Origin of the sequence: Actinoplanes oblitus (genome assembly GCF_030252345.1) — a bacterium.
Taxonomy (GTDB): Bacteria; Actinomycetota; Actinomycetes; order Mycobacteriales; family Micromonosporaceae; genus Actinoplanes; species Actinoplanes oblitus.
Genome location: NZ_CP126980.1, coordinates 1,904,282 through 1,924,740 on the forward strand (window position 1 = coordinate 1,904,282; position 20,459 = coordinate 1,924,740).

Below are 20,459 nucleotides of genomic sequence, written 5' to 3' on the forward strand. Positions count from 1 at the left end.
GTCGGATCCTCATGTCGAACCTCCGATTCACGTGGACGAATCTGAACTGAGGGTAAGGGCCTGGATACCCGCGACGGGTATATCGGATTGTCTATACCGTCGAGGCGTGGATCTGGTCATCGACGGGCGCACCACCGCGGCCGTGTACAAGGCGCTGCGCGCGGCCGTCGCGGACGGGCGGCTGCCCGCCGGGCACCGGCTGCCGGCCAGCCGGGTGCTCGCCGCCGACCTGGGTGTCTCCCGGGGCAGCGTGGCCGGGGCGTACGAGCGGCTGGTCGCCGAGGGCCACCTGACCGCGCGGGTCGGCGCCGGCACGTTCGTGGCCGCGGCGCGGGCGACCCGCCGGCCACCGCGGTCGGTGCCGGATCCGTTGCGCCCGCGCGCCGGCTGGTCGTTCGCGCCGCTGCCGACCAGTGGCGCGCAGGACCCACCCCGGTACGACTTCCGGGTCGGCATCCCGGACGCGTCGCTGTTCCCGTTCGACACCTGGCGGCGGATGGTCGGGGCGGAGCTGCGGCTGCGGGCCAACGGGCCGGGGACGTACGCCGACCCGTACGGTCATCCGGCCCTGCGCGCCGCCATCGCCCGCTACCTCGGGTACGCCCGGGCGGTCCGGGCCACCGCCGACGACGTGCTCGTCACGAACGGCGCCCAGCACGCGTTCGACCTGATCGGCCGGGTGCTGTTGCGGCCCGGCGACGTGGTGGCGATGGAGGAGCCGGGCTATCCGCCGGCCCGGGACCTGTTCACCTCGCTGGGCGCCCGGGTGACCGGGGTGCCGGTGGACGCGGATGGCCTCGTGGTGGACGAGCTGCCCGCGCACGCGCGGATCGTCTACGTGACGCCGTCGCACCAGTTCCCGCTCGGCGCGGTGCTCAGTCACGACCGGCGCCGGCAGCTGCTGGAGTGGGCGCGGCGGCGGCAGGCGGCGATCGTCGAGGACGACTACGACAGCGAGTTCCGGTTCGGCAGCCGGCCGCTCGAGCCGCTGCGGGCGATGGACCGGTACGGCCGGGTGCTCTACGTCGGGACGTTCTCCAAGAGCATGCTGCCGACCATCCGGACCGGGTTCGTGCTGACGCCGCCGGGGCTGCGGCCGGCGCTGGCCGCGGCCCGGCAGCTGGGGGACGGGCACGGGCAGGTGGCGATGCAGGCGGCGCTGGCCCGGTTCATCGACGAGGGGCAGCTGGCCCGGCATGTCCGCCGGGCGCGCCGGGAGTACGCGGCCCGGCACGCCCGGATCGTCGCGACCCTGAGCGGGATCCCCCAGCTGGAGGTCCTGCCGTCGGCGGCGGGACTGCACGTCACCGCCCTGTTCTCCGGTGGGTCGTCGCGGAGATCGGAGAACCTACTCCAGTACGGCGGAAACCGTCCCGGCCTCGTCATCGGCTTCGGCGCCGTCGACCCGCTGCTGATCGAGGAGGGCCTGGCGGCGCTGCTGTGAGAACTGATAGATCAGCGCCCCACCCGCGAACACCAGGCTGAGCAGGGCCGGCCACCCGTTCAGGAACAGCAGCCCGCACACCGCCACGAACGCCACCCCGGCCACCACCCGCGACCACCCGCGCGGCAGCAGCCGCAGCGCCGCCGCCGTCCCGAGCACGTAGACCAGCGTGAAGCACCCGGTCACCAGCAGCGTCGAGGTGCGCAGCGCGATCGGCAGCAGCGCGCAGCCGACGGCGGCGACGAAGATGAAGCTGAGGGAGCGGCGCCGGCCCCCGAACACCCGGGCCGGCAACGCGCCGTCCCGCGCCAGCGCCACCCCGAGCCGGCTCGCCCCGGCGAAGTACGCGTTCACCGCGCCCAGCGTCAGCACCAGCGCGATCACCGCGGTCAGCGCCCGGACCGGCCCGCCCACCCCGATGGCGAGCAGGTCGGCGAGCGGCGCCCGGCTGCCGGCCAGCGCCGGGCCGAGGGCGAGCACGCTGACCGCGGCCACCGCCAGGTAGAGCACGCCGACCACGGCGACGGCGATCAGCGTGGCCCGCGGCACGTCCCGGCGCGGGTCGCGGTATTCCGCGGAGAGCGAGGAGAGCGCCTCCCAGCCGGCGAACCCCCACACCAGGATGGCGGCCGCGGCACCGATGCCGTGCCAGCCGTGCGGCGCGAACGGGGTGAGGTTGCCCAGGTCCAGGTGCGGCAGCGCGGCCAGCACGGTGATCACCAGCAGGGCGCCCAGGGTGCCGTTGAGCACCAGCTGGACCCGGCCGGAGACGCGCAGGCCGAACCAGTTCATCGCGTACCCCACGGTGACCACGCCGAGGAAGGTGAGGAACTCGACGACCTTCCCGCCGCCCGTCGCGTCCGCCACGTAGCCGCCGGTGAACGCCGCGGCGACCGGCGCGCCGAGCGGGACCGCGAAGTAGAAGCACCAGCCGACGGCGGCCGCGGCGCGCGGGCCGAAGGCCATGCCGGCGTACGTCGCCACCCCGCCGCCGTCCGGGTACCGGGCGCCGAGCGCGGCGAACGTCCAGGCCAGTGGTGCGGAGAGGAGGATCAGGGCGAGCCAGGCGACCAGCGCCGCCGGGCCGGCGGCCTCGGCGGCCAGCGCCGGCATGGAGATGAGACCGGTGCCCAGGACCGCGCCGATGGAGAGCGCGGCGCCCTGAGCTACCGAGAGTCGGGCGTTCATGAGTATCAACCTAGATCGGGAGTGGTCCGCGCTCCCGGGCCAATCCGGTCCGTTCCGGTCGAGCCAATCTAGAAGCCGAGTTTCGCCCCGCGCAGGCGCTCGACGACCGCCGGATCGCCGTCGATCCGCACCCGGGCCACGCGCTGCCGCCCCGAGAAGAACAGTGCCAGCTCCCCGGCGTCCCCGGCGATCCGGGCCCGCGGGTGCTCCCCGGTACGCACCGGCGGGAAGCCGTCGGCGGCCACCTCGGCCGGCACGCCCAGCCGGCGCAGCGCGATCCGGCAGGTGAGCTTGACGCTGCGCCAGAGCGCCGCCTGCTGGCCGGCCTCCAGCGGGCGCGGCTCCCAGTCCGGACCGGCCCGGCGGACGTCCTCGTGGTGGATGAAGAACTCCATGGTGTTGGCCAGCCCGTCGGTCAGCGGGTTGCTGACCGGGCTCCACACCGGCGGATCGCGCATCTCGTCGATCAGGTCCGGATAGGGGAGCGCGGCCTTGGCCAGGCGCACCCGTTCGCCGTGCGCGGCCAGGGCCGGCACGAACATCCCGGCCGACGCGTCCGGGCGGCGGTCCCGGATCACCAGGTGGGCGGCCAGGTCCCGGGTGGTCCAGCCGGTGCAGAGCGTCGGCGCGTCCGGGCCCTCGTGCAGTAGTAGGTCGGCGAGCAGCTGGCGTTCCCGGCGGGCGTACTCGTTCATCGGCCGATGGTATGTGTAATCGTGGCCACAATGTAAACCGTGGGGCTGGCGGCCGCGGATTCGGCAGGATGGGATCGGTAAGGCCGGATCCCCCGGTCAACGCTTACCAGTCAGGTAGGGATCTTTGAGCAGCGGAACCAGCCGCGACGTGCTGGGACGGGGTCTGCGGGTGCTCGGCCACGCGATCCGCACGGAGCCACGACTCTTCACCATCGGCACCATCGGCAGCAGCCTGTTCGGGCTTCTGATCATCGCGAACTCCTACGTCGTGGGCTGGGTGATCGGCCACATCGTGGTGCCCGCCTTCGCCTCGCACCGGGTCAGCGCCGGCCGGCTCGCCCTGGTCGCCGCGATCTTCCTGGGGATCAGCGGGCTCCGGGTGGCCAGCATCTTCGGTCGCCGCCTGGGCGCCGGCTACATGCAGTTCCGCCTTCAGGCCCGCTATCGCAGCGCGGTCACCCGGCGTTACCTCTCGCTGCCACCGGCCTGGCACCAGCGGCACGCCACCGGCACGCTGCTCTCCAACGCGAACTCCGACGTGGAGGCGGCCTGGGTGCCGATCGCCCCGCTGCCGTTCGCCGTCGGCACCATCGTGATGCTGATCGCCGCGCTGGTCTCGCTGTTCGCCACCGACTGGGTGCTCGCCCTGGTCGGCGCCACCCTCTTCCCGTCGCTGTTCGGACTCAACCTGGTCTATTCGCGCCGGATGTCGCCGCGGCAGATCCGCGCGCAGCGCACCCGGGCCAGGGTGAGCGCCGTCGCGCACGAGAGCTTCGACGGCGCCCTGGTGGTCAAGACGATGGGCCGGGAGGCCGACGAGTCGCGCCGGTTCGCCGTCTTCGTCGACGAGCTGCGTGACTCGCTGATCGCGGTGGGCCGGCTGCGCGGCCTGTTCGACCCGCTGATGGACATGCTGCCCAGCCTGGGCACCCTCGCGGTGCTGCTGCTCGGCGCCTGGCGCCTGCAGACCGGCGCGATCGAGGTGGCCGACCTGGTCAGCGTCGCGTTCCTGTTCACCGTGCTGGCGTTCCCGGTGCGCGCGATCGGCTGGGTGGTCGCCGAGCTGCCGCGCAGCGTGGCCGGTTGGGACCGGGTGCAGGCGGTGCTCGGCGCCGAGGGTGATCTCACCTACGGCGAGGGTTCGCTGCCCGGTTCCGGCCCTGCCGAGTTGCGGTTCGACCGAGTGACTTTCCGGTACGGCGACGGCCCGGCCGTGCTGCACGACGTCAGTTTCACCGTCCCGTCCGGCCGGACCGTCGCGCTGGTCGGCGCGACCGGCTCGGGCAAGTCGACGATCGCCTCGCTCGCCGTCCGGCTGGTCGACCCGGAGTCCGGCACGGTCGCCGTGGACGGGGTGAAACTGCCCGACCTGGCCCTGTCCGCGCTGGCCGGGACGACCGCCCTGGTTCCGCAGATCCCGTTCGTCTTCGACGACACGGTCCGCGGCAACATCGCGCTGGACCGGCCGGAGATCGACGACGACCGGGTCCGGGCGGCGCTGGCCCTGGCCCAGGCCGACCGGTTCGTCGACGGGCTGCCGGCCGGGCTGGACACCGCTGTCGGCGAGCGCGGCACCTCGCTCTCCGGTGGGCAGCGGCAGCGGCTCACGCTGGCCCGGGCGCTGGCCGGCCGGCCCCGGCTGCTGGTGCTGGACGACGCCACCAGCGCTGTCGACCCGCGGGTGGAGGCGGCCATCCTGGGCGCCCTGCGTGGCACCGACTCCGGGGCGTCGATCCTGGTCGTGGCGTACCGGCGGGCCACCATCGCGCTCGCCGACGAGGTGGTCTACCTGGAGCGCGGGCGGGTGGTGGCGACCGGCACGCACGCCGAGCTGATGGCCACCCGGGACGGGTATCGGGAGCTGGTCACGGCGTACGAGAAGGCGGAGCACCAGTGAGCGGCGAGACGACGATGGGCACGATCAAGCGTGGTCTCGCGCTCTCGCCCGAGCTGCGCACCGGCCTGGGGGGCACGATCGCGCTGGCCGTGCTGCAGATGGCCGGCCGGGTGGCGGTGCCGATCGCCGTGCAGCAGGGCATCGACCACGGCATCCGCGCGGCCGGCGGCCCGGACCTGCGGGTGATCGGGCGGATCGTGGCGCTCACCCTGTGCGCGCTGGCGGTCTCCACGCTCTGCGGATACCTGATGACCCGGCGGCTCTTCACGGTCAGCGAGACCGCGCTGAGCGGGCTGCGGTCGCGGACCTTCCGGCACATCCACGACCTGTCCATGCTGCACCAGCAGTCCGAGCGGCGTGGCTCGATGGTGTCCCGGGTGACCAGCGACGTCGACCAGATCTCGCAGTTCCTGCAGACCGGTGGGGTGCAACTGCTGCTCGCCTCCGGCCAGCTGCTGGTCTCGGCGGTGGTGATGTTCGTCTACTCCTGGCAGCTGGCCCTGGTGGTGCTGATCGCGTTCGGCCCGGCGGCCGGCGTGTCCCGGCTGTTCCAGAAACGGCTGCGAGCGGTCTACCAGTCGGTCCGGGAGCGGACCGGGGTGATGCTCGGCGCCGTCGCGGAGAGCGTGGTGGGCGCCACCGTGATCCGGTCCTACGGGGTCGCCGGCCGCACCCAGGCCCGCCTGGACTCCTCGATCGACAACCTGCGGGTCGCCCAGCAGAAAGCCCTGCGGACCAGCGTCACCAGCTTCTCCAGCGCCGAGATCGGGGCCGGTCTGGCGCTGGCCGGTGTGGTCGTCGCCGGCGTGCTGCTCGGCGTGGACGGCGGCCTCACGGTCGGGCAGCTGACCGCGTTCCTGTTCCTCGTCACGCTCTTCATCCAGCCGGTGCAGATCGCCACCGACATGCTGAACGAGGCGCAGAACGCGGTGGCCGGCTGGCGCCGGATCCTGGACGTCCTGGACGTCGAGCCGGACGTGGCCGACCCGGACGACCGGGGCGTGCCGCTGCCCGCCGGGCCGCTGTCGGTGCGCTTCGCCGACGTGTCGTTCCGCTACCCGGGCGGCCCGATCGTGCTGGCCGACGTGGACCTGACCCTGGACGCGCGCCGCAAGTACGCGGTGGTCGGCGAGACCGGCAGCGGCAAGACCACGTTCGCCAAGCTGCTGACCCGGCTGATGGACCCGGCGCGGGGCGAGGTGCTGCTCTCCGGGACCCCGCTGACCTCGGTGCGGTTCTCCTCGCTGCGGTCGAGGGTGGTGATGGTGCCGCAGGACGGGTTCCTGTTCGACGCCACCGTCGCGGAGAACATTCGGTTCGCCGAGCCGTCGCTCACCGACGAGCAGCTCCGGGACGCCTTCACCGAGCTGGGCCTGGCCGACTGGCTGGCCGGTCTGCCGGACGGGCTGGAGACCGCGGTGGGGGAGCGCGGCGAGGCGCTCAGCGTGGGCGAACGCCAGCTGGTGGCCCTGGTCCGGGCCTACGTGGCGGACCCCGACCTGCTGGTGCTCGACGAGGCGACCAGCGCCGTCGACCCGGCCACCGAGGTGCGCCTGCAGCACGCGCTCGACTTGGTCACCCGCGGCCGGACCACGGTGGCGATCGCGCACCGGCTGTCCACCGCGCAGGCCGCCGACGAGGTGATCGTGGTGGACGCGGGCCGCGTCGTGCAACGCGGCCCACATGCCCGGCTCGTCGCCGAGGAGGGTTCCATCTACGCCAAGCTCTACGCCAGCTGGCTCGAGCAGACCCGGAGCTGAGGCCGGGGCTGGCTCCCATGGTCGTCTCACGAGCGGTGAGGCGACCATGGGAGCCAGCCGCGAGTTCTACCGCGCGTAGTACTCGACTACCAGCTGCTCGTCGCAGAGGACCGGCACCTCGGAGCGCTGCGGCACCCGGAGCACCGTGGTGCGCAGCTCCTCCAGGGCCGTCGACAGGTAGGGCGCGGTCGGGCCGTCCAGGTGCGCGCCGGTCGCCGCGATCTGGAACGGCGGCTTCTGCCGGCTCGACTCGCGCACCTCGACGACCTGGCCCGGCTTGAGTTTGTAGCCCGGCCGGTCCACCTTCTTGCCGTCCACCGTGAAGTGTCCGTGCACGACGAGCTGGCGGGCCTGGTAGACGGTCCGGGCCAGCCCGGCGCGGAACACCGTCGCGTCCAACCGGCGCTCCAGCAGGGTGACCATGTTCTCGCCGGTCTTGCCCTCGGCCTGGTGCGCGGCGTCGTACGCGGCCCGCATCTGGACCTCGCTGATGTTGTACTGGTGCCGCAGGCGCTGCTTCTCCAGCAGCCGGACCTGGTAGTCCGAGCTCTTGCGCCGGCCCCGGCCGTGCACGCCGGGCGGGAACGGGCGCCGCTCGAAGTACTTCACGCACTTGCGGGTCAGCGGGATGCCGAGCGCCCGGGACAGCTTCGCTTTGGGTCGCGAGTTGTTCAACGCGGATCTCCTGTTACGGTTAGCCTTGCCTAACTTAGGTAAGCCTAACCGGTGCCCGGAGGTGCTCGTCATGCAACCCAGTCCCGCCGAGATCGCGCGTACGCTCGCCGCCGGTCACCTGCCCGCCGTCGCCCACATCGCGTGCCACCCCGGCCCCCTGCCGGTCCGGCACGTGACCGACGCGCAGGGCCGTCCGCTGCTGCTCGTGCCGGCCGAGGGCACCCTGGCCGGCGCGCTGCGCCCGCAGCCGGGCAACGACGACACCGCACTGGTGCTGGACATCCGGGACGTGCCGCCGATGGCCTCGTCGCCGTCGATCGGCCGGGTCTGGGTCTCCGGCTGGGCCGCGCGGCTCACCGGCGACGAGGCGCGTGCCGCCGCGCTGGACTACGCCGACACCGATGCCTGCGGTGACCTGCTCGACGTGGGCACGAGCCAGGCGCTCTACCGGATGGACGTGGCGGAGGTGCGGTTCGAGCGCCACGAGCAGCTGACCGAGATCGACCCGGACGACTACGCCGAGGCGTCCCCGGACCCGCTGCGCGCCGTCGAGTTCGACCTGATCGCCGACCTGGCCGACCACCACATGGGCGAGATGGGCGACTATGTGCGCCGGCAGCTCGGCCCGGCCGCCCGCCCCGGCGACGAGCCCCGGGTGGTCCGCCTGGACCGCTACGGCTTCGTGGTCCGGCTGGCGGGCCGCAGCGCCCGCCTGGCGTTTCCCCGTCCGGTGACCGACCGCCACGACCTGGCCCACCTGCTGCACCCGATCCTGTGCCGCCGCTGCGCCGGGAGCGGCTCGGTGCATCGCTGACCAGCCCGGGATCCCTCCTGCCGCCGCCGTCGGGATCCCGTCCGCCTCGCGGCACCGGTGCCGCGGTGCCGCGAGGCAATGCGAAAGGCGGGCGGCCCCTTGCCGGGGGCCGCCCGCCTTTCGCGCGTACCGGTCGATTACAGGGAGAGGATCCGGTCCAGGAACTCCCGGTAGCCGCGCATCGCCATCCGCATGCTCTCGGTGTCCGGGGTGCCGGTGCCGCGCAGCGGGTCCAGGTCGTCCCGCTCGGCGAGCAGCACCTCGGTCAGCTCGTTCACCGCGTCGGTGAGCAGGTCGTGCGCCCGGGTCAGCGCGTTCACCGGGTCGTCGACGAACTCCGCCTTGACCTCGTGCCAGGCGGCCCGGAAGTGCCGGGCGGCGTCCTCGTCCCAGATGGTGGCCCGGATGATCGAGCCCTCCTCGCCAGCCGGGGCCGGCTCGCCGGAGGTCTCCTCGTCCTCGTCGGCCGCGGCGGAGCGGCGACCCGAGCGGCGCACCGGCTCGGCGTCCTCCAGGCTGGCCGAGCGGCGGGCGGCCGGGCGCGGCTCCTCCTCCGGCAGGTCCGCCAGGCCACGGCGACCGGTGCCGACCGAGACGCCGGCCAGGCCGGACTCCGGGTACGGCTGGAAGTCCAGCGGCGGCGGCGTCACCGAGCCGGGCTGCGGCGCGGCGGGACCGGCCGGCGTGACCGAGGCGACCCCGAACGCGTCGCCGGAGCGGCCCAGGCTGTACCCGGTGGTGGCCGGCGAGCCGAAGGCGAATGCGGTGTCCGGGGCCGGCGGCAGGTCGGCCGGGGTGCGGCTGGCCGGGATCTGCGGGCTCGGCGGCAGCACCGGGAACGTCAGGTCCGGCATCGGCACCGAGGCCGAGCCGGTGGCCGGCGGCGGGGCCGGGGAGACCGGCGCGGCGGACGCGGCCGGGTCGGCGGGTGTCGCGGCCGCCGGCTCCGGGGCCTGGTCGGGCTGCCCGGAGACCGGAGCCGGGTGGTCCGGGGTGAAATCGGTCGGCAGGTACGGCGCGGGCGCGTACCCGGGGGAGACCGGTGCGCCGGAGACCGAGCCGGTCGGGCCGCCCGAGGTGGGCGGCGGCACCGGCACCGAGGCCCAGCCGGCGGCGGGCCGGCTGTCCGCGGCATCCGGCTCGCCGGCCGGGCCGTCCGCCACGGGCGCCTCGTCCGGGCCCGGCGCGTCGCCGGCCTGTGCGTAGCCGGGGGCTCCTGCCCGTCCGTTCATGTCCTCACGTCCGTTCTCGTCGCGTGGTGCCGCCTCGTGAGCGGCGTCCTGCCCGGCCGCCGGCGACGTGTCGGCCGCCGGCGCGTCCGCCGGTGTCGCACCGGTGGACTCCTCGTCGGCCGGTGGCTCGGCGACTTGAGCGTCGCCGGGCTCGGCGACCCCGGTCTCCTCCGCGGCCGATGACTCCACCGCGGCGGGGTGCCCGTTGACGCCCGCGGGCGCGTCGGGGGTCCGTCCGCCGAAGAGGAAGCGCCCGGTGCCGCCGAGCCGGAATCCCCCGAAAGAGGTCTCCCGGCCCGGGGATGCGGTCCCGGGCTCCTGGGACTCTACGTCCTGGCCAGGCTCGGAATCGTGGTCCGAAGGGACCGAGTGATCTGAATCGCCGTGCCGGGAACGGGCCGGCGGGACGCCACCACGGTCGCCCCGGCCCTGGCCGGGACCACGGCCGGCGGCCCGGTTCAGCCCGAACGGGTCGCTGCCCGGCAGGTCGCCCGGATCGCGGTGGAAGCCGTTCGCCTCGCCCGGGCCCTGGGGGCCGCGGGCCGAGGCGACAGGTGTGAAGGGGGACACCGCGTGCGGGCCGAACGGCAGGGAGGAGCCGGTCAGCAGGTCGGTGGGCAGCGGTGGAAGCCCGGCCTCCAGCTGACCGGCGGAGTGGCGGGAGCCGAGGGACACCATCTCCGGCTCCGGCTCGGCGTCCCGCGCGGTCTCCTCCTCCGGAGGCAGGTAGGCGGAAGGCAGGTAGGTCGACTCCGGTTCCGGATCCGGACGAACCTGCCAGAAGCGGGCGAGTCCGGGTGCGGGCCGGGTGTTGTCGGGGCTGGAGCTCGACTCCATCGGTAAACCACTCCCGTCGCGAGGCGCGCCCACTGGAGCTGCGCGAGAACACCGGCGGGCGGGCGCCGGGCATGTCAGGCAGGTACGGCGCCCCGCCGACGGTACCGTCCCGATCGGCCGGGCACATCCCCTGTGACCGGATCGTGGGCCCTCGACCGGTGCTCCGGAGCATGCGGGAGAATCCCTGGCGTGCCCGTATCAGATGCAGAGACGTCCCTCGACGCGGCGATCGCCGCCCGGCTCAAGCGCACCCCCGACGGCCTGGTCGCCGCGATCGTCCAGGAGCACGGCACCGGGGAGGTGCTGATGCTGGCCTGGATGGACGATGAGGCGCTGCATCGCACGCTGACCACCGGCAAGGCCACCTACTGGTCCCGCAGCCGGCGGGAGTACTGGGTGAAAGGCGCCACCTCGGGCCACCACCAGCGGGTCCGGTCGGTGGCGCTGGACTGCGACGGGGACGCGCTGCTGGTCACCGTCGAGCAGACCGGGGCGGCCTGCCACACCGGGGCGCACAACTGCTTCTTCGACGAGCTGCCTTTGGAGGGCCAGTGACCAGCGGAGCGACATCTCCTGACGAAGCGGGATTTGTCCAGATGAAACGGCGGGTCGTCCCGGTGACCCGCAAGCTGCTGGCCGACGGCGAGACCCCGGTCGGTGTCTACACCAAACTGGCCGGTGGCCCCGGCACCTTCCTGCTGGAGTCGGCGGAGCAGGGCATCGCCTGGTCCCGGTACTCGTTCATCGGCGTGCGCAGTGCGGCGACCCTGATCGAGCGGGACGGCGAGGCGGCCTGGCTGGGCACCCCACCCGCCGGGGTGCCGCTCGGCGGCGACCCGGTCGAGGTGCTGCGGCAGACCGTCGCGGCGCTCGCCGAGGGCCCGCTCGGCACCGACCTTCCCCCGCTCACCGGCGGGATGGTCGGCTACCTGGCGTACGACCTGGTCCGCCGCTTCGAGCGACTGCCGGCCACCGCCGCCGACGACCTGCCGCTGCCCGAGCTGGGCATGATGCTCGCCACCGACCTGGTGGTGCTCGACCACCACGACGGGTCCGCGCTGCTGGTCGCCAACGCGGTGCTGGCCGAGGACGCCGACGACCAGGCCCGTCGCGCGGCCTATCACCACGCGCTCGGCCGGCTCGACGCGATGACCACCGCGCTGTCCCGCCCCACCCCGCCGATGGTCTCCACGGTGGAGCGCCGGCCGGCCGGCGAGCCGGTCAGCCGGACCGCCCCGGGCGACTATCAGAAAGCCGTGGAGCAGGCCAAGGAGGCGATCCGGGCCGGCGAGTGCTTCCAGATCGTGGTCGGCCAGCGGTTCGAGCGGCCCACCGACGCCAACGCGCTGGACATCTACCGGGTGCTGCGGGCCACCAACCCGAGCCCGTACATGTACCTGCTCCGCTTCGACGACTTCGACATCGTCGGCTCCTCGCCGGAGGCGCACCTCAAGGTCAGCGCGAACAAGACCGCGCTGCTGCACCCGATCGCCGGCACCCGCTGGCGGGGCGCGACGCCGGAGCAGGACGCCGCGCTCGCCGCCGAGCTGCTCACCGACCCGAAGGAGCGCGCCGAGCACGTCATGCTGGTCGACCTGGGCCGCAACGACTTGGGCCGGGTCTGCGAGCCGGGCAGCGTGGAGGTGCCGGAGTTCGCCCGGATCGAGCGGTACAGCCACGTCATGCACATCGTGTCCACGGTGGTCGGCCGGCTGCGCGCGGACCGGACGGCGTTCGACGCGCTCGCCGCGACGTTCCCGGCCGGCACGCTCTCCGGTGCGCCGAAGGTCCGGGCCATGGAGATCATCGAGGAGCTGGAGCCGACCCGGCGCGGCCTGTACGGCGGCACGGTCGGCTACTTCGGCTTCGCCGGTGACATGGACATGGCGATCGCGATCCGGACCGCGCTGGTCAAGGACGGGGTGGCCTACGTGGGCGCGGGCGCCGGCATCGTGGCCGACTCCGACCCGGCCGCCGAGGAGCAGGAGACCCGGAACAAGGCCGCGGCGGTGCTCGCCGCGATCGCCGCGGCCGAGACCCTGCGCGCCGCGCGATGAGCCGGCGCTCCCACCTGATCGCCGTGGTGGCCTGCCTGGCCGGCGCCGGGCTGACCCTGTACGCGGTCACCCGCGCCTGGTCGGTGACCGTCGAGCACCGCACCGGCCTGTCCGACCTGACCACCACCCGGACCGGCGCCGACGTGCAGCCCTCGCTGGTCGGCGTCGCGGTGGCGGCGCTGGCCGGCGCCGGCGCGCTGCTGGCCACCAGGGGTGTGGCCCGGCGGCTGCTCGGCGGCCTGCTGGTCGCGGCCGGGGCCGGCGTGGTGGTGGGGTCGGTGCTGGCCCGCGCCGGTCTGGCCGGCGGCTCGCTGCTGTGGCCGGTCGCCGCGGTGCTGGGCGGCGCGGCGGTGGCGCTGGGCGGCGTGCTGACGGTCCGGCACGGCCACGAGTGGGCGGCGATGTCCGCGCGCTACGAGCGGCAGCCCAGGAGCGACGCGGAACCGGCCCCGGCCGACAACCGGGCGGCCTGGGACGCGCTGGACCGCGGCGACGATCCGACCGCTTAAGCGACTTTTCGCGGCATCAGCGGAGCGGCGACCTCAGCGCACCGGCAGGACAGCGCCGCGAGCCCGGCGGCGGGCGGCGGCAACCGTCCGCCGCGGGCTGCTGGCGGCCATGGCGGCGACGGCCCGGCTGGTCTCGGCGCGGGCCGCGGCCCGCGCCCGGTCGGCCTGGATCGCGGACCACGCGTTGTCCCGCGCGGTGCGCACGTTGCCCGGACCCACCACTGCCCGCTGAACGCCGGTCACGACCTCCGCCGCGATGGCGACGAGCGTCCGGGAGACCTCGGCGAAACCGGCTGCTTGAGGACTCTGGTCAGTGGCCATTGGTCGACTCCGCATCATCGTCCGGGTGGCGGCGCCGTCGACGCCGTGGACAAGTTTGCCCGAGTGACACGATGCCGGAGTCGTATTTCCGCACGGTGACACCGGCGTCAACACTGTGTGGTGTGGGCCGTTCGGCGGAGGTGCCCCAGCACAGCGGGGGGATGGCCGTTCGCCCGATGTGAGGGAAGTGACATGCGGGCCGGGCAGCCTGGCATTATGCCCCAGCCCAACTCGTGAGGCGCGCCATACCCCGGAGGGCCGGTGACCGGCCGGACCTCCTAGCATCGGGCCGAAGACACCCGGAGAGGGGAGTCATTACGTGACATCCGATGAGCAGGCGGAAGCGGGCGCTGGCGGCCCCGCGCGGCCGCAGAACGTACTCGAGGAGATCCTCGCCGGTGTGCGCGAGGACGTAGCGGCACGCCAGGAGGCGACGCCGCTCGACAAGGTGCGCGAGCTGGCCGCGGCGGCGCCGCCGGCGATCGACGCGTACGCCGCCCTGCGCAAGCCGGGCGTGGCGGTGATCGCCGAGGTGAAGCGGTCGTCGCCGTCGAAGGGCGCGCTCGCCGACATCCCCGACCCGGCCGAGCTGGCCGGGGAGTACGCGGCCGGCGGCGCCCGGTGCATCAGCGTGCTCACCGAGGGCCGATGGTTCGGCGGCTCACTGGACGACCTGGTCGCGGTGCGCGCCGCGGTCAAGGTGCCGGTGCTGCGCAAGGACTTCGTGGTCTCCAGCTACCAGGTGCACGAGGCCCGGGCGCACGGTGCCGACATGGTGCTGCTGATCGTCGCGGCGCTGGAGCAGAACGCGCTGGTCGGCCTCCTGGAGCGGATCGAGTCGCTGGGCATGACCGCCCTCGTCGAGGTGCACAACGAGGAGGAGGCGGACCGGGCGCTCGAGGCGAACGCGAAGGTCATCGGGGTGAACGCCCGGGACCTGCGCACCCTGGAGGTGGACCGGTCGGTCTTCGAGCGGATCGCCCCCGGCCTCCCGCAGAACGTCGTGAAGATCGCCGAGTCCGGCGTCCGCGGCCCGCACGACCTGATCCGGTACGCCTCGGCCGGCGCCGACGCGGTGCTGGTCGGCGAGGGCCTGGTGACCCAGAAGTCGCCGCGTGACGCGGTGGCCGAGCTGGTCAACGCCGGCAACCACCCGGCGACCCCGAGGCCGGTCCGATGACAGCGGCCGCCTTGCCCGACCGGGCGGGACATTTCGGGAAATATGGCGGCCGGTTCGTCCCGGAGGCGCTGATCAAGGCGCTGGACGAGCTGGAGGCGGCCTACCGGTCGGCCAAGACCGATCCGGCGTTCCAGGAGCAGTTCACCGATCTGCTGCTGAACTACGCGGGCACGCCGTCGCTGCTCTACCCGGCGAAACGGCTCTCCGCGAAGCTCGGCGCGGACATCTGGCTCAAGCGCGAGGACCTGAACCACACCGGCGCCCACAAGGTGCGCAACGTGCTGGGCCAGGCGCTGCTCGCCAAGCGGATGGGCAAGCCCCGGGTGATCGCCGAGACCGGCGCCGGCCAGCACGGCGTGGCCAGCGCGACGGCTGCCGCCCTGCTCGACCTCGAGTGCGTGGTCTACATGGGCGAGATGGACACCGAGCGCCAGGCACTCAACGTCGCCCGGATGCGGATGCTCGGCGCCACCGTCGTCCCGGTCACCAACGGGTCGCGCACCCTCAAGGACGCGCTCAACGAGGCGCTGCGCGACTGGGTCTCCACCGTGGAGACCACGCACTACCTGCTCGGCACCGCGGCCGGCCCGCACCCGTTCCCGGAGCTGGTCCGGGACTTCGTCGGCGGCATCGGCGTCGAGGCCCGGCAGCAGTGCCTGGACCAGCTCGGCCGGCTGCCGGACGCGGTGGCGGCCTGCGTCGGCGGCGGCTCCAACGCGATCGGCATCTTCCACGCGTTCGTCCCCGACGAGGGCGTCCGGCTGTACGGCTTCGAGGCCGGCGGCGACGGCGTGGCGACCGGCCGGCACGCGGCGTCCATCACCGGCGGCTCGGTCGGGGTGCTGCACGGCAACCGGACCTACCTGCTGCAGGACGAGGACGGGCAGACCATCGAGTCGCACTCGATCTCGGCCGGCCTGGACTACCCCGGTGTCGGCCCGGAGCACGCCTGGCTGCACGACACCGGCCGGGCGACCTACGAACCGGTCACCGACGACGAGGCGATGGCCGCGTTCCAGCTGCTCTGCCGGACCGAGGGGATCATCCCGGCGATCGAGAGCTCGCACGCGCTGGCCGGCGCCGCGAAGATCGCCCCGCGGCTGCGCGAGGAGCTGGGCCGGACGCCGACCATCGTGATCAACCTGTCCGGGCGTGGCGACAAGGACGTGCACACCGCCGGCGCCTACTTCGGCATCCTCGACCCGGTCGAGACCGTCGTCCCCGGGGAGAACACGTGAGTGTGAGCATCGGCGAGACCTTCGCCAAGGCGAAGGGCGAGAACCGCGCGGTCCTGGTCGGCTGCATGCCGGCCGGGTTGCCGACGGTCGAGCACAGCATCGAGCAGATGATCGCGATGCACGAGGCCGGCTGCGACGTGATCGAGGTCGAGCTGCCCTACTCGGATCCGGTGATGGACGGTCCGGTGATTCAGAAGGCCAGCGACATCGCGCTGGCCGGCGGGGTGCGCACCCGGGACACCCTGAAGATCATCGAGGCGGTGGCGTCGGCCGGCGCCACCGTCGTGCTGATGACCTACTGGAACCCGATCGAGAAGTACGGCGTCGACGCGTTCGCCCGCGACCTGGCCGCGGCCGGGGCCACCGGGCTGATCACGCCCGACCTGATCCCGGACGAGGCCGCCGAGTGGATCGCCGCCTCGGACCGGCACCAGATCGACCGGACCTTCCTGGTCGCGCCGAGCTCGACCGACGAGCGGCTCGCGATGACCCTGGAGAACTGCCGGGGCTTCGTCTACGCCACCGCGCTGATGGGCGTCACCGGCGCCCGTACGGCGGTCTCCTCGCAGGCGCCCGAGCTGGTCGCCCGGATCCGCGCGGCCGACCCGGCCATGCCGGTCGGGGTCGGTCTCGGCGTCGGCAACGGCGCGCAGGCCGCCGAGGTGGCCGCGTTCGCCGACGGGGTGATCGTGGGCAGCGCGCTGATCCGCTGCGTCCTCGACGCACCGGACCGGGCGGCCGGGCTGGCGAGTCTCCGGGCGCTCAGCTCGGAGCTGGCCGACGGCGTCCGCCACCGCTGACGAGCGGACCCGCGGGTCGTCCGGCGACCCGCGGGCGAGCCGCGTGGTCGGCAGCCCTGGGCATTGCCAACTGGCCCCGCGGCGGTAGCGTGTGCACCCGTGAACTACGCCCTCATCCCCAGTCCCACCACGTCGGTGTGGCACCTGGGCCCATTTCCGATCCGGGCCTACGCGCTCTGCATCATCGCCGGCATGGTGGTCGCCACCCTGCTCATGGAGCAGCGGCTGCGTCACCGCGGGGTGGCGCCCTGGGTGTCGCTGGACCTGGTGGTCTGGGCGGTGCCGTTCGGCATCCTCGGCGCCCGGGTCTACCACCTGATCACCTCGCCGCAGGACTACTTCGGCTCCGGTGGTGACCCGGTCCGGGCCCTCTACATCTGGGAGGGCGGCCTCGGCATCTGGGGCGCGGTGGCCGGCGGTGCGTTCGGCGCGTGGATCGCGGCGCGGCAGATCGGCCTGCCGCTGAGCGTCTTCGCCGACGCGCTCGCCCCGGCCCTGCCGGTGGCCCAGGCGATCGGCCGGTTCGGCAACTGGTTCAACAACGAGCTGTACGGCAAGGTCACCACCCTCCCGTGGGGCCTGCAGGTGCACGAGATGGACTCGGCCACCCCGGGCCACGCCACGATGATCGACGGCGAGCCGGTGACCCGTCCCGACCTGTACCACCCGACCTTCCTCTACGAGGTGATCTGGGATCTCGGCGTGGCCGGCCTGGTCTGGCTGCTGGACCGGAGATTCAAGTTCGGCCGTGGGCGGGCCTTCGCGCTCTACGTGATGGCGTACACGGCCGGCCGCTTCTGGATCGAGATGCTGCGCACCGACGAGGCCAACCACTTCTTCGGCATCCGGCTCAACGTGTTCGTCTCGATCGCCGTCTTCCTCGGTGCGGCGATCTACTTCGTCGTGATGCGCGGCCCGCGGGCCTACGTGGTGCCGATCGACGCGCCGGACACGGCGCCGGAGCCGGAGGCGGAGAGCGACGTCTCCTCGGTCGACGTGGGCGCGCCGGCGGCCGGCGGCAAGGTGCCCACCGGCTACCAGGTGGTCAGCGAGGAGCGGTTCCTGGCGTACCAGCGGACCGGTGTCCTGCCCCCGGCCGAGGCGCCGGAGAAGGCCGAAGTCACCACCCCGCCCGCCGCCGAGAACTGACGAGCGCCATGCGCACGGCCGTGGTGGTGGGCGCCGGGATGGCCGGTCTGGCCGCTGCCGGCGCGCTGTCCCGTACCGGCTGGCGGGTGACGCTGCTGGAGCGAGCCGAACGGATCGCCGCGCCGCCCACCGCCGTCGTCCTCTGGCCGAACGGCCGCCGCGCCCTGGACGCGCTCGACCCGGACGGCGGCTGGTCGGCGATCGCCTCCCCGCTGCCGGACGGCGGGGTCCGCCGCCCGGACGGGCAGTGGCTGGTGGCACCGCGTCCGCGGATCGCCGCGGCCGGCCCCCGGCCGGCCGTCGCCCATCTGGAGGATCTCTACGACGCGCTGGTCGCGGGCCTCGGCGACACCGAGATCCGGACCGGCTTCGAGGTGCACACGGTCCGCACCGGTCGCCGGGAACGCCCCGCGGTCGGTGACGGCCACACGCTGATCGAGGCCGACCTGCTGGTCGCCGCGGACGGCATCGACAGCCGGGTCCGCACCGCCCTGGCCCCGGAGTCGACGGTGGTCGGCTCGGGTTTCGCCGCCTGGCAGGCGGTCATCCCCGGTTACCGGATGCCGCGGCCGGCCGAGGGCCAGGTGCTGGGCGGTGAGACGCTCGGCGCCGGCTACCGCTTCGTGGCCATCCCGCTGGGCGCGCACGCGGCCGGCAAGGGCGGCGTCTACTGGGTAGCGACCGCCGCCGGCGCCGCCCGCCCGGAACCGCCCGCCACCCAGCTGGCCCTGCTCCAGCGCTGGTTCGCCGGCTGGCACGAACCGGTCGGCGAGTTGCTCTCGCTGACCCGCCCGGAGGAGTTGGTCCCGCAGGGCGTCCGCGAGCTGCGTCCGCTGCCGCGCAGCTACGCCTTCCCGTCCGGGCCCGGCGGGGTGCTGCTGATCGGCGACGCCGCGCACGCCATGCCGCACCATCTGGGTCAGGGCGCCTGCCTGGCCTTCGAGGACGCGGCGACGCTGCACTCGCTGTTCGCCGGCGCGGCACCCGGCGACGCGCTCACCCGTGCCCTGGACGCCTACACCCGCCTGCGCCAGCCGCGCACCACCAGCGTCGTCCGCCAGAGTCGCCGCATGTCAGCGGTGGTCCAGGCGCGCGGCCGGCTGGCGCTGCGAGCCCGCGACGCCGCCCTCAACCACATGCGCCCCCGCACGCTCGTCGACTGGTCGCCGCCCGAGTAACCGGAATTCCCCGGCAAAACCCTTTTCCGGTACGACTCGGAGCCCCGTGCCGACCGGCCCGCGAGGCCGCGCCGCCACCGGACCGCGGCGCGTGTCGTGCGGGTCCGCTGCTGGTGACGGGCCGGGGCGAAGGTCCGGGCGAGTCCACGGGTTCGCGGGGGGCACCGTGGATCGGCGGGGACCCCGCCGGCCCGCGTCTTCCTACGCTGCAAAGCGCCGGGCCGGCCGGGTTCAGTGTGTGAGATTCCCCCGGATCCGGGGAGCGGGCGGACCGGTCCGGTGATTTCACCCATCCGATACAGGTGACCACCTCACTCGGGGGACCCGCGCGGGCGTGTTTTCGGTAATGGGCGATCACAGTTCTGGTGCTTACCGCGTACCATATGGTGGGAAGTGTGAGCCAGTCGCGCGCCGCCCTCCGGGAGCCGCGCGGGCCGCGCGGCGGACGGATCGAGGCGGCGCGCGGGCGGGTCAGAGGGGTGCCGGGGCCGGCTCGGCGATGCAGGCGGTGCCGACGCGGCGGAAGCCGACGCGGGTGTAGAGGCGGGCCACGTCGTCGTCGCCGGCGGAGAGGAAGACCAGGCCGGCGCCCCGGTGCAGCAGGTTGCGGGCGAGCGTGGCGGTGAGCTGGGAGGCGTAGCCGCGGCCGCGTGCCGAGGGCAGCGTGGCCACCCCGGCGATCTCCGCCACGTCGCCGACCTGCTGGCTGGTGCCGGTGGCCAGGATGCCCTCCTCCGGCGACTCCACCACGGCCGTCTCGTAGTTCCCGGAGCCGAGCAGCGCGCGGGCCTGCCGGACCGCCTCGTCGCCGGGTGCCAGGCTCGCCGCGGCATCCCGCTCGGACGGCCCGGCACCCTCGATGACCAGGGCTTTCTCGGCGATCTCCAGGGGTGAGCGGTAGGCCGGGGCGGCGAACGCGAGCCGGGCCACGGCGCGCGACGCGGCCAGGTCGGCGGCGAACCCGGGCGATGCCGGATCGAGCAGCCGGATGGTCGCGCCGGGCACCGGCAGATCCGGCACCAGGGCCTGCGGATCGAGCGTGAGCAGCGGCGCGAGGAGCACCTCCAGGCCCGCCGAGCGGGCCACCGCGAGCAGGTCCGGGGTGGTCTCGTGGACCCACTCGAACGCCTCCGGGACACCCAGCTCACGCTGCCGCCGGCGGGCCTCGGTCAGGTCGGCGGCCGACGGGGTGGGCGAGCCCAGCCGGGGCCGGGCGTAGTAGGGCCATCCGTCGCCCTCGCGGACGAAGAGCACCAGCGAGCCGATCTCCTCGATCCGGGACCAGGGCCGGGGCAAAGCATCGTAGAACCGTTCGAGCCGGTCGAAGAGGTCGGAATCCGCTCGCGCCATCGCGCGAGACTACCGGGCGCCGGTTCGGCTGTGCTATTCAGTTCGTCCGCACCATGCCGGAGTTCGGGTCGTGCGTACCGAGCCAGGTGTGATCAATCCGCACCTGGCGGAGATCGGTGTCTCTTAACGTAGACT

General features: G+C 73.9%; 18 protein-coding genes. 12 read left to right on the top strand and 6 right to left on the bottom strand.

Annotated features, from left to right (window positions below; genetic code table 11):
• Positions 1–106 precede the first annotated feature (106 nt).
• Positions 107–1,444, top strand: coding sequence for a MocR-like pyridoxine biosynthesis transcription factor PdxR (gene pdxR / locus Actob_RS08755; RefSeq protein ID WP_284919555.1), 1,338 nt, complete (start codon positions 107–109; stop codon positions 1,442–1,444).
• On the opposite strand, the gene Actob_RS08760 is transcribed toward pdxR, so the two are convergent.
• Together Actob_RS08760 and Actob_RS08765 are read right to left on the bottom strand one after the other, a co-directional pair.
• A complete protein-coding gene (locus Actob_RS08760) occupies positions 1,349–2,632 on the bottom strand; it encodes an APC family permease (RefSeq protein WP_284919557.1) in 1,284 nt (427 codons plus the stop codon). The two genes, pdxR and Actob_RS08760, sit on opposite strands and share 96 nt — an antisense overlap.
• Positions 2,633–2,700: 68 nt before the next feature.
• Entirely contained in the window at positions 2,701–3,327 is a 627-nt protein-coding gene (locus Actob_RS08765) for a TIGR03085 family metal-binding protein (protein ID WP_284919558.1), read from the bottom strand.
• Between the two features lie 124 nt (positions 3,328–3,451).
• Between Actob_RS08765 and Actob_RS08770 the strand changes: the two genes are divergently transcribed.
• Entirely contained in the window at positions 3,452–5,224 is a 1,773-nt protein-coding gene (locus Actob_RS08770) for an ABC transporter ATP-binding protein (RefSeq protein ID WP_284919559.1), read from the top strand.
• Positions 5,225–5,238: 14 nt separating this feature from the next.
• Entirely contained in the window at positions 5,239–6,984 is a 1,746-nt protein-coding gene (locus Actob_RS08775) for an ABC transporter ATP-binding protein (protein WP_284922274.1), read from the top strand.
• A 66-nt stretch (positions 6,985–7,050) separates the two neighbouring features.
• On the opposite strand, the gene rpsD is transcribed toward Actob_RS08775, so the two are convergent.
• Positions 7,051–7,659, bottom strand: coding sequence for a 30S ribosomal protein S4 (gene rpsD, locus Actob_RS08780; protein WP_284919560.1), 609 nt, complete (start codon positions 7,657–7,659; stop codon positions 7,051–7,053).
• A gap of 70 nt (positions 7,660–7,729) precedes the next feature.
• Here rpsD and Actob_RS08785 point away from each other — a divergent pair, with 70 nt between their 5' ends.
• Entirely contained in the window at positions 7,730–8,473 is a 744-nt protein-coding gene (locus tag Actob_RS08785; RefSeq protein ID WP_284919561.1) for a DUF2470 domain-containing protein, read from the top strand.
• 137 nt (positions 8,474–8,610) lie between these two features.
• Here the strand turns inward: Actob_RS08785 and Actob_RS08790 are convergent, their stop codons facing one another.
• Positions 8,611–10,542: a hypothetical protein gene (locus Actob_RS08790; protein WP_284919562.1), complete on the bottom strand. Its 1,932-nt coding sequence runs from the start codon at positions 10,540–10,542 to the stop codon at positions 8,611–8,613.
• A gap of 189 nt (positions 10,543–10,731) precedes the next feature.
• Here Actob_RS08790 and hisI point away from each other — a divergent pair, with 189 nt between their 5' ends.
• Genes hisI through Actob_RS08805 form a run of 3 tightly spaced genes read left to right on the top strand, consistent with a single transcriptional unit; the run spans position 10,732 to position 13,108 of the window.
• Positions 10,732–11,097, top strand: coding sequence for a phosphoribosyl-AMP cyclohydrolase (gene hisI, locus Actob_RS08795; RefSeq protein ID WP_284919563.1), 366 nt, complete (start codon positions 10,732–10,734; stop codon positions 11,095–11,097).
• Between the two features lie 41 nt (positions 11,098–11,138).
• Positions 11,139–12,599: an anthranilate synthase component I gene (locus Actob_RS08800; protein ID WP_284919564.1), complete on the top strand. Its 1,461-nt coding sequence runs from the start codon at positions 11,139–11,141 to the stop codon at positions 12,597–12,599.
• Entirely contained in the window at positions 12,596–13,108 is a 513-nt protein-coding gene (locus Actob_RS08805; protein WP_284919565.1) for a Trp biosynthesis-associated membrane protein, read from the top strand. Before Actob_RS08800 ends, Actob_RS08805 begins: the two co-directional genes overlap by 4 nt.
• A gap of 33 nt (positions 13,109–13,141) precedes the next feature.
• Here the strand turns inward: Actob_RS08805 and Actob_RS08810 are convergent, their stop codons facing one another.
• Complete coding sequence (locus tag Actob_RS08810; protein ID WP_284919566.1) at positions 13,142–13,429, bottom strand: hypothetical protein; 288 nt, start codon at positions 13,427–13,429, stop codon at positions 13,142–13,144.
• Between the two features lie 319 nt (positions 13,430–13,748).
• Between Actob_RS08810 and trpC the strand changes: the two genes are divergently transcribed.
• From trpC to Actob_RS08835, 5 genes are all read left to right on the top strand, one after another.
• Positions 13,749–14,609, top strand: a complete 861-nt coding sequence (trpC, locus tag Actob_RS08815; protein ID WP_284919567.1) for an indole-3-glycerol phosphate synthase TrpC — start codon at positions 13,749–13,751, stop codon at positions 14,607–14,609.
• Positions 14,606–15,847: a tryptophan synthase subunit beta gene (gene trpB, locus Actob_RS08820; protein WP_284919568.1), complete on the top strand. Its 1,242-nt coding sequence runs from the start codon at positions 14,606–14,608 to the stop codon at positions 15,845–15,847. The genes trpC and trpB overlap by 4 nt, the downstream gene beginning before the upstream one ends.
• Positions 15,848–15,849: 2 nt before the next feature.
• Positions 15,850–16,647: a tryptophan synthase subunit alpha gene (gene trpA, locus Actob_RS08825; protein WP_284922275.1), complete on the top strand. Its 798-nt coding sequence runs from the start codon at positions 15,850–15,852 to the stop codon at positions 16,645–16,647.
• Positions 16,648–16,746: 99 nt separating this feature from the next.
• A complete protein-coding gene (gene lgt, locus Actob_RS08830; RefSeq protein ID WP_284919569.1) occupies positions 16,747–17,796 on the top strand; it encodes a prolipoprotein diacylglyceryl transferase in 1,050 nt (349 codons plus the stop codon).
• A gap of 8 nt (positions 17,797–17,804) precedes the next feature.
• Positions 17,805–18,974: an FAD-dependent oxidoreductase gene (locus tag Actob_RS08835; protein WP_284919570.1), complete on the top strand. Its 1,170-nt coding sequence runs from the start codon at positions 17,805–17,807 to the stop codon at positions 18,972–18,974.
• 471 nt (positions 18,975–19,445) lie between these two features.
• Here the strand turns inward: Actob_RS08835 and Actob_RS08840 are convergent, their stop codons facing one another.
• Positions 19,446–20,324 (bottom strand): GNAT family N-acetyltransferase, encoded by an 879-nt coding sequence (locus tag Actob_RS08840; RefSeq protein WP_284919571.1) that lies wholly within the window; start codon positions 20,322–20,324, stop codon positions 19,446–19,448.
• Positions 20,325–20,459 lie beyond the last annotated feature (135 nt).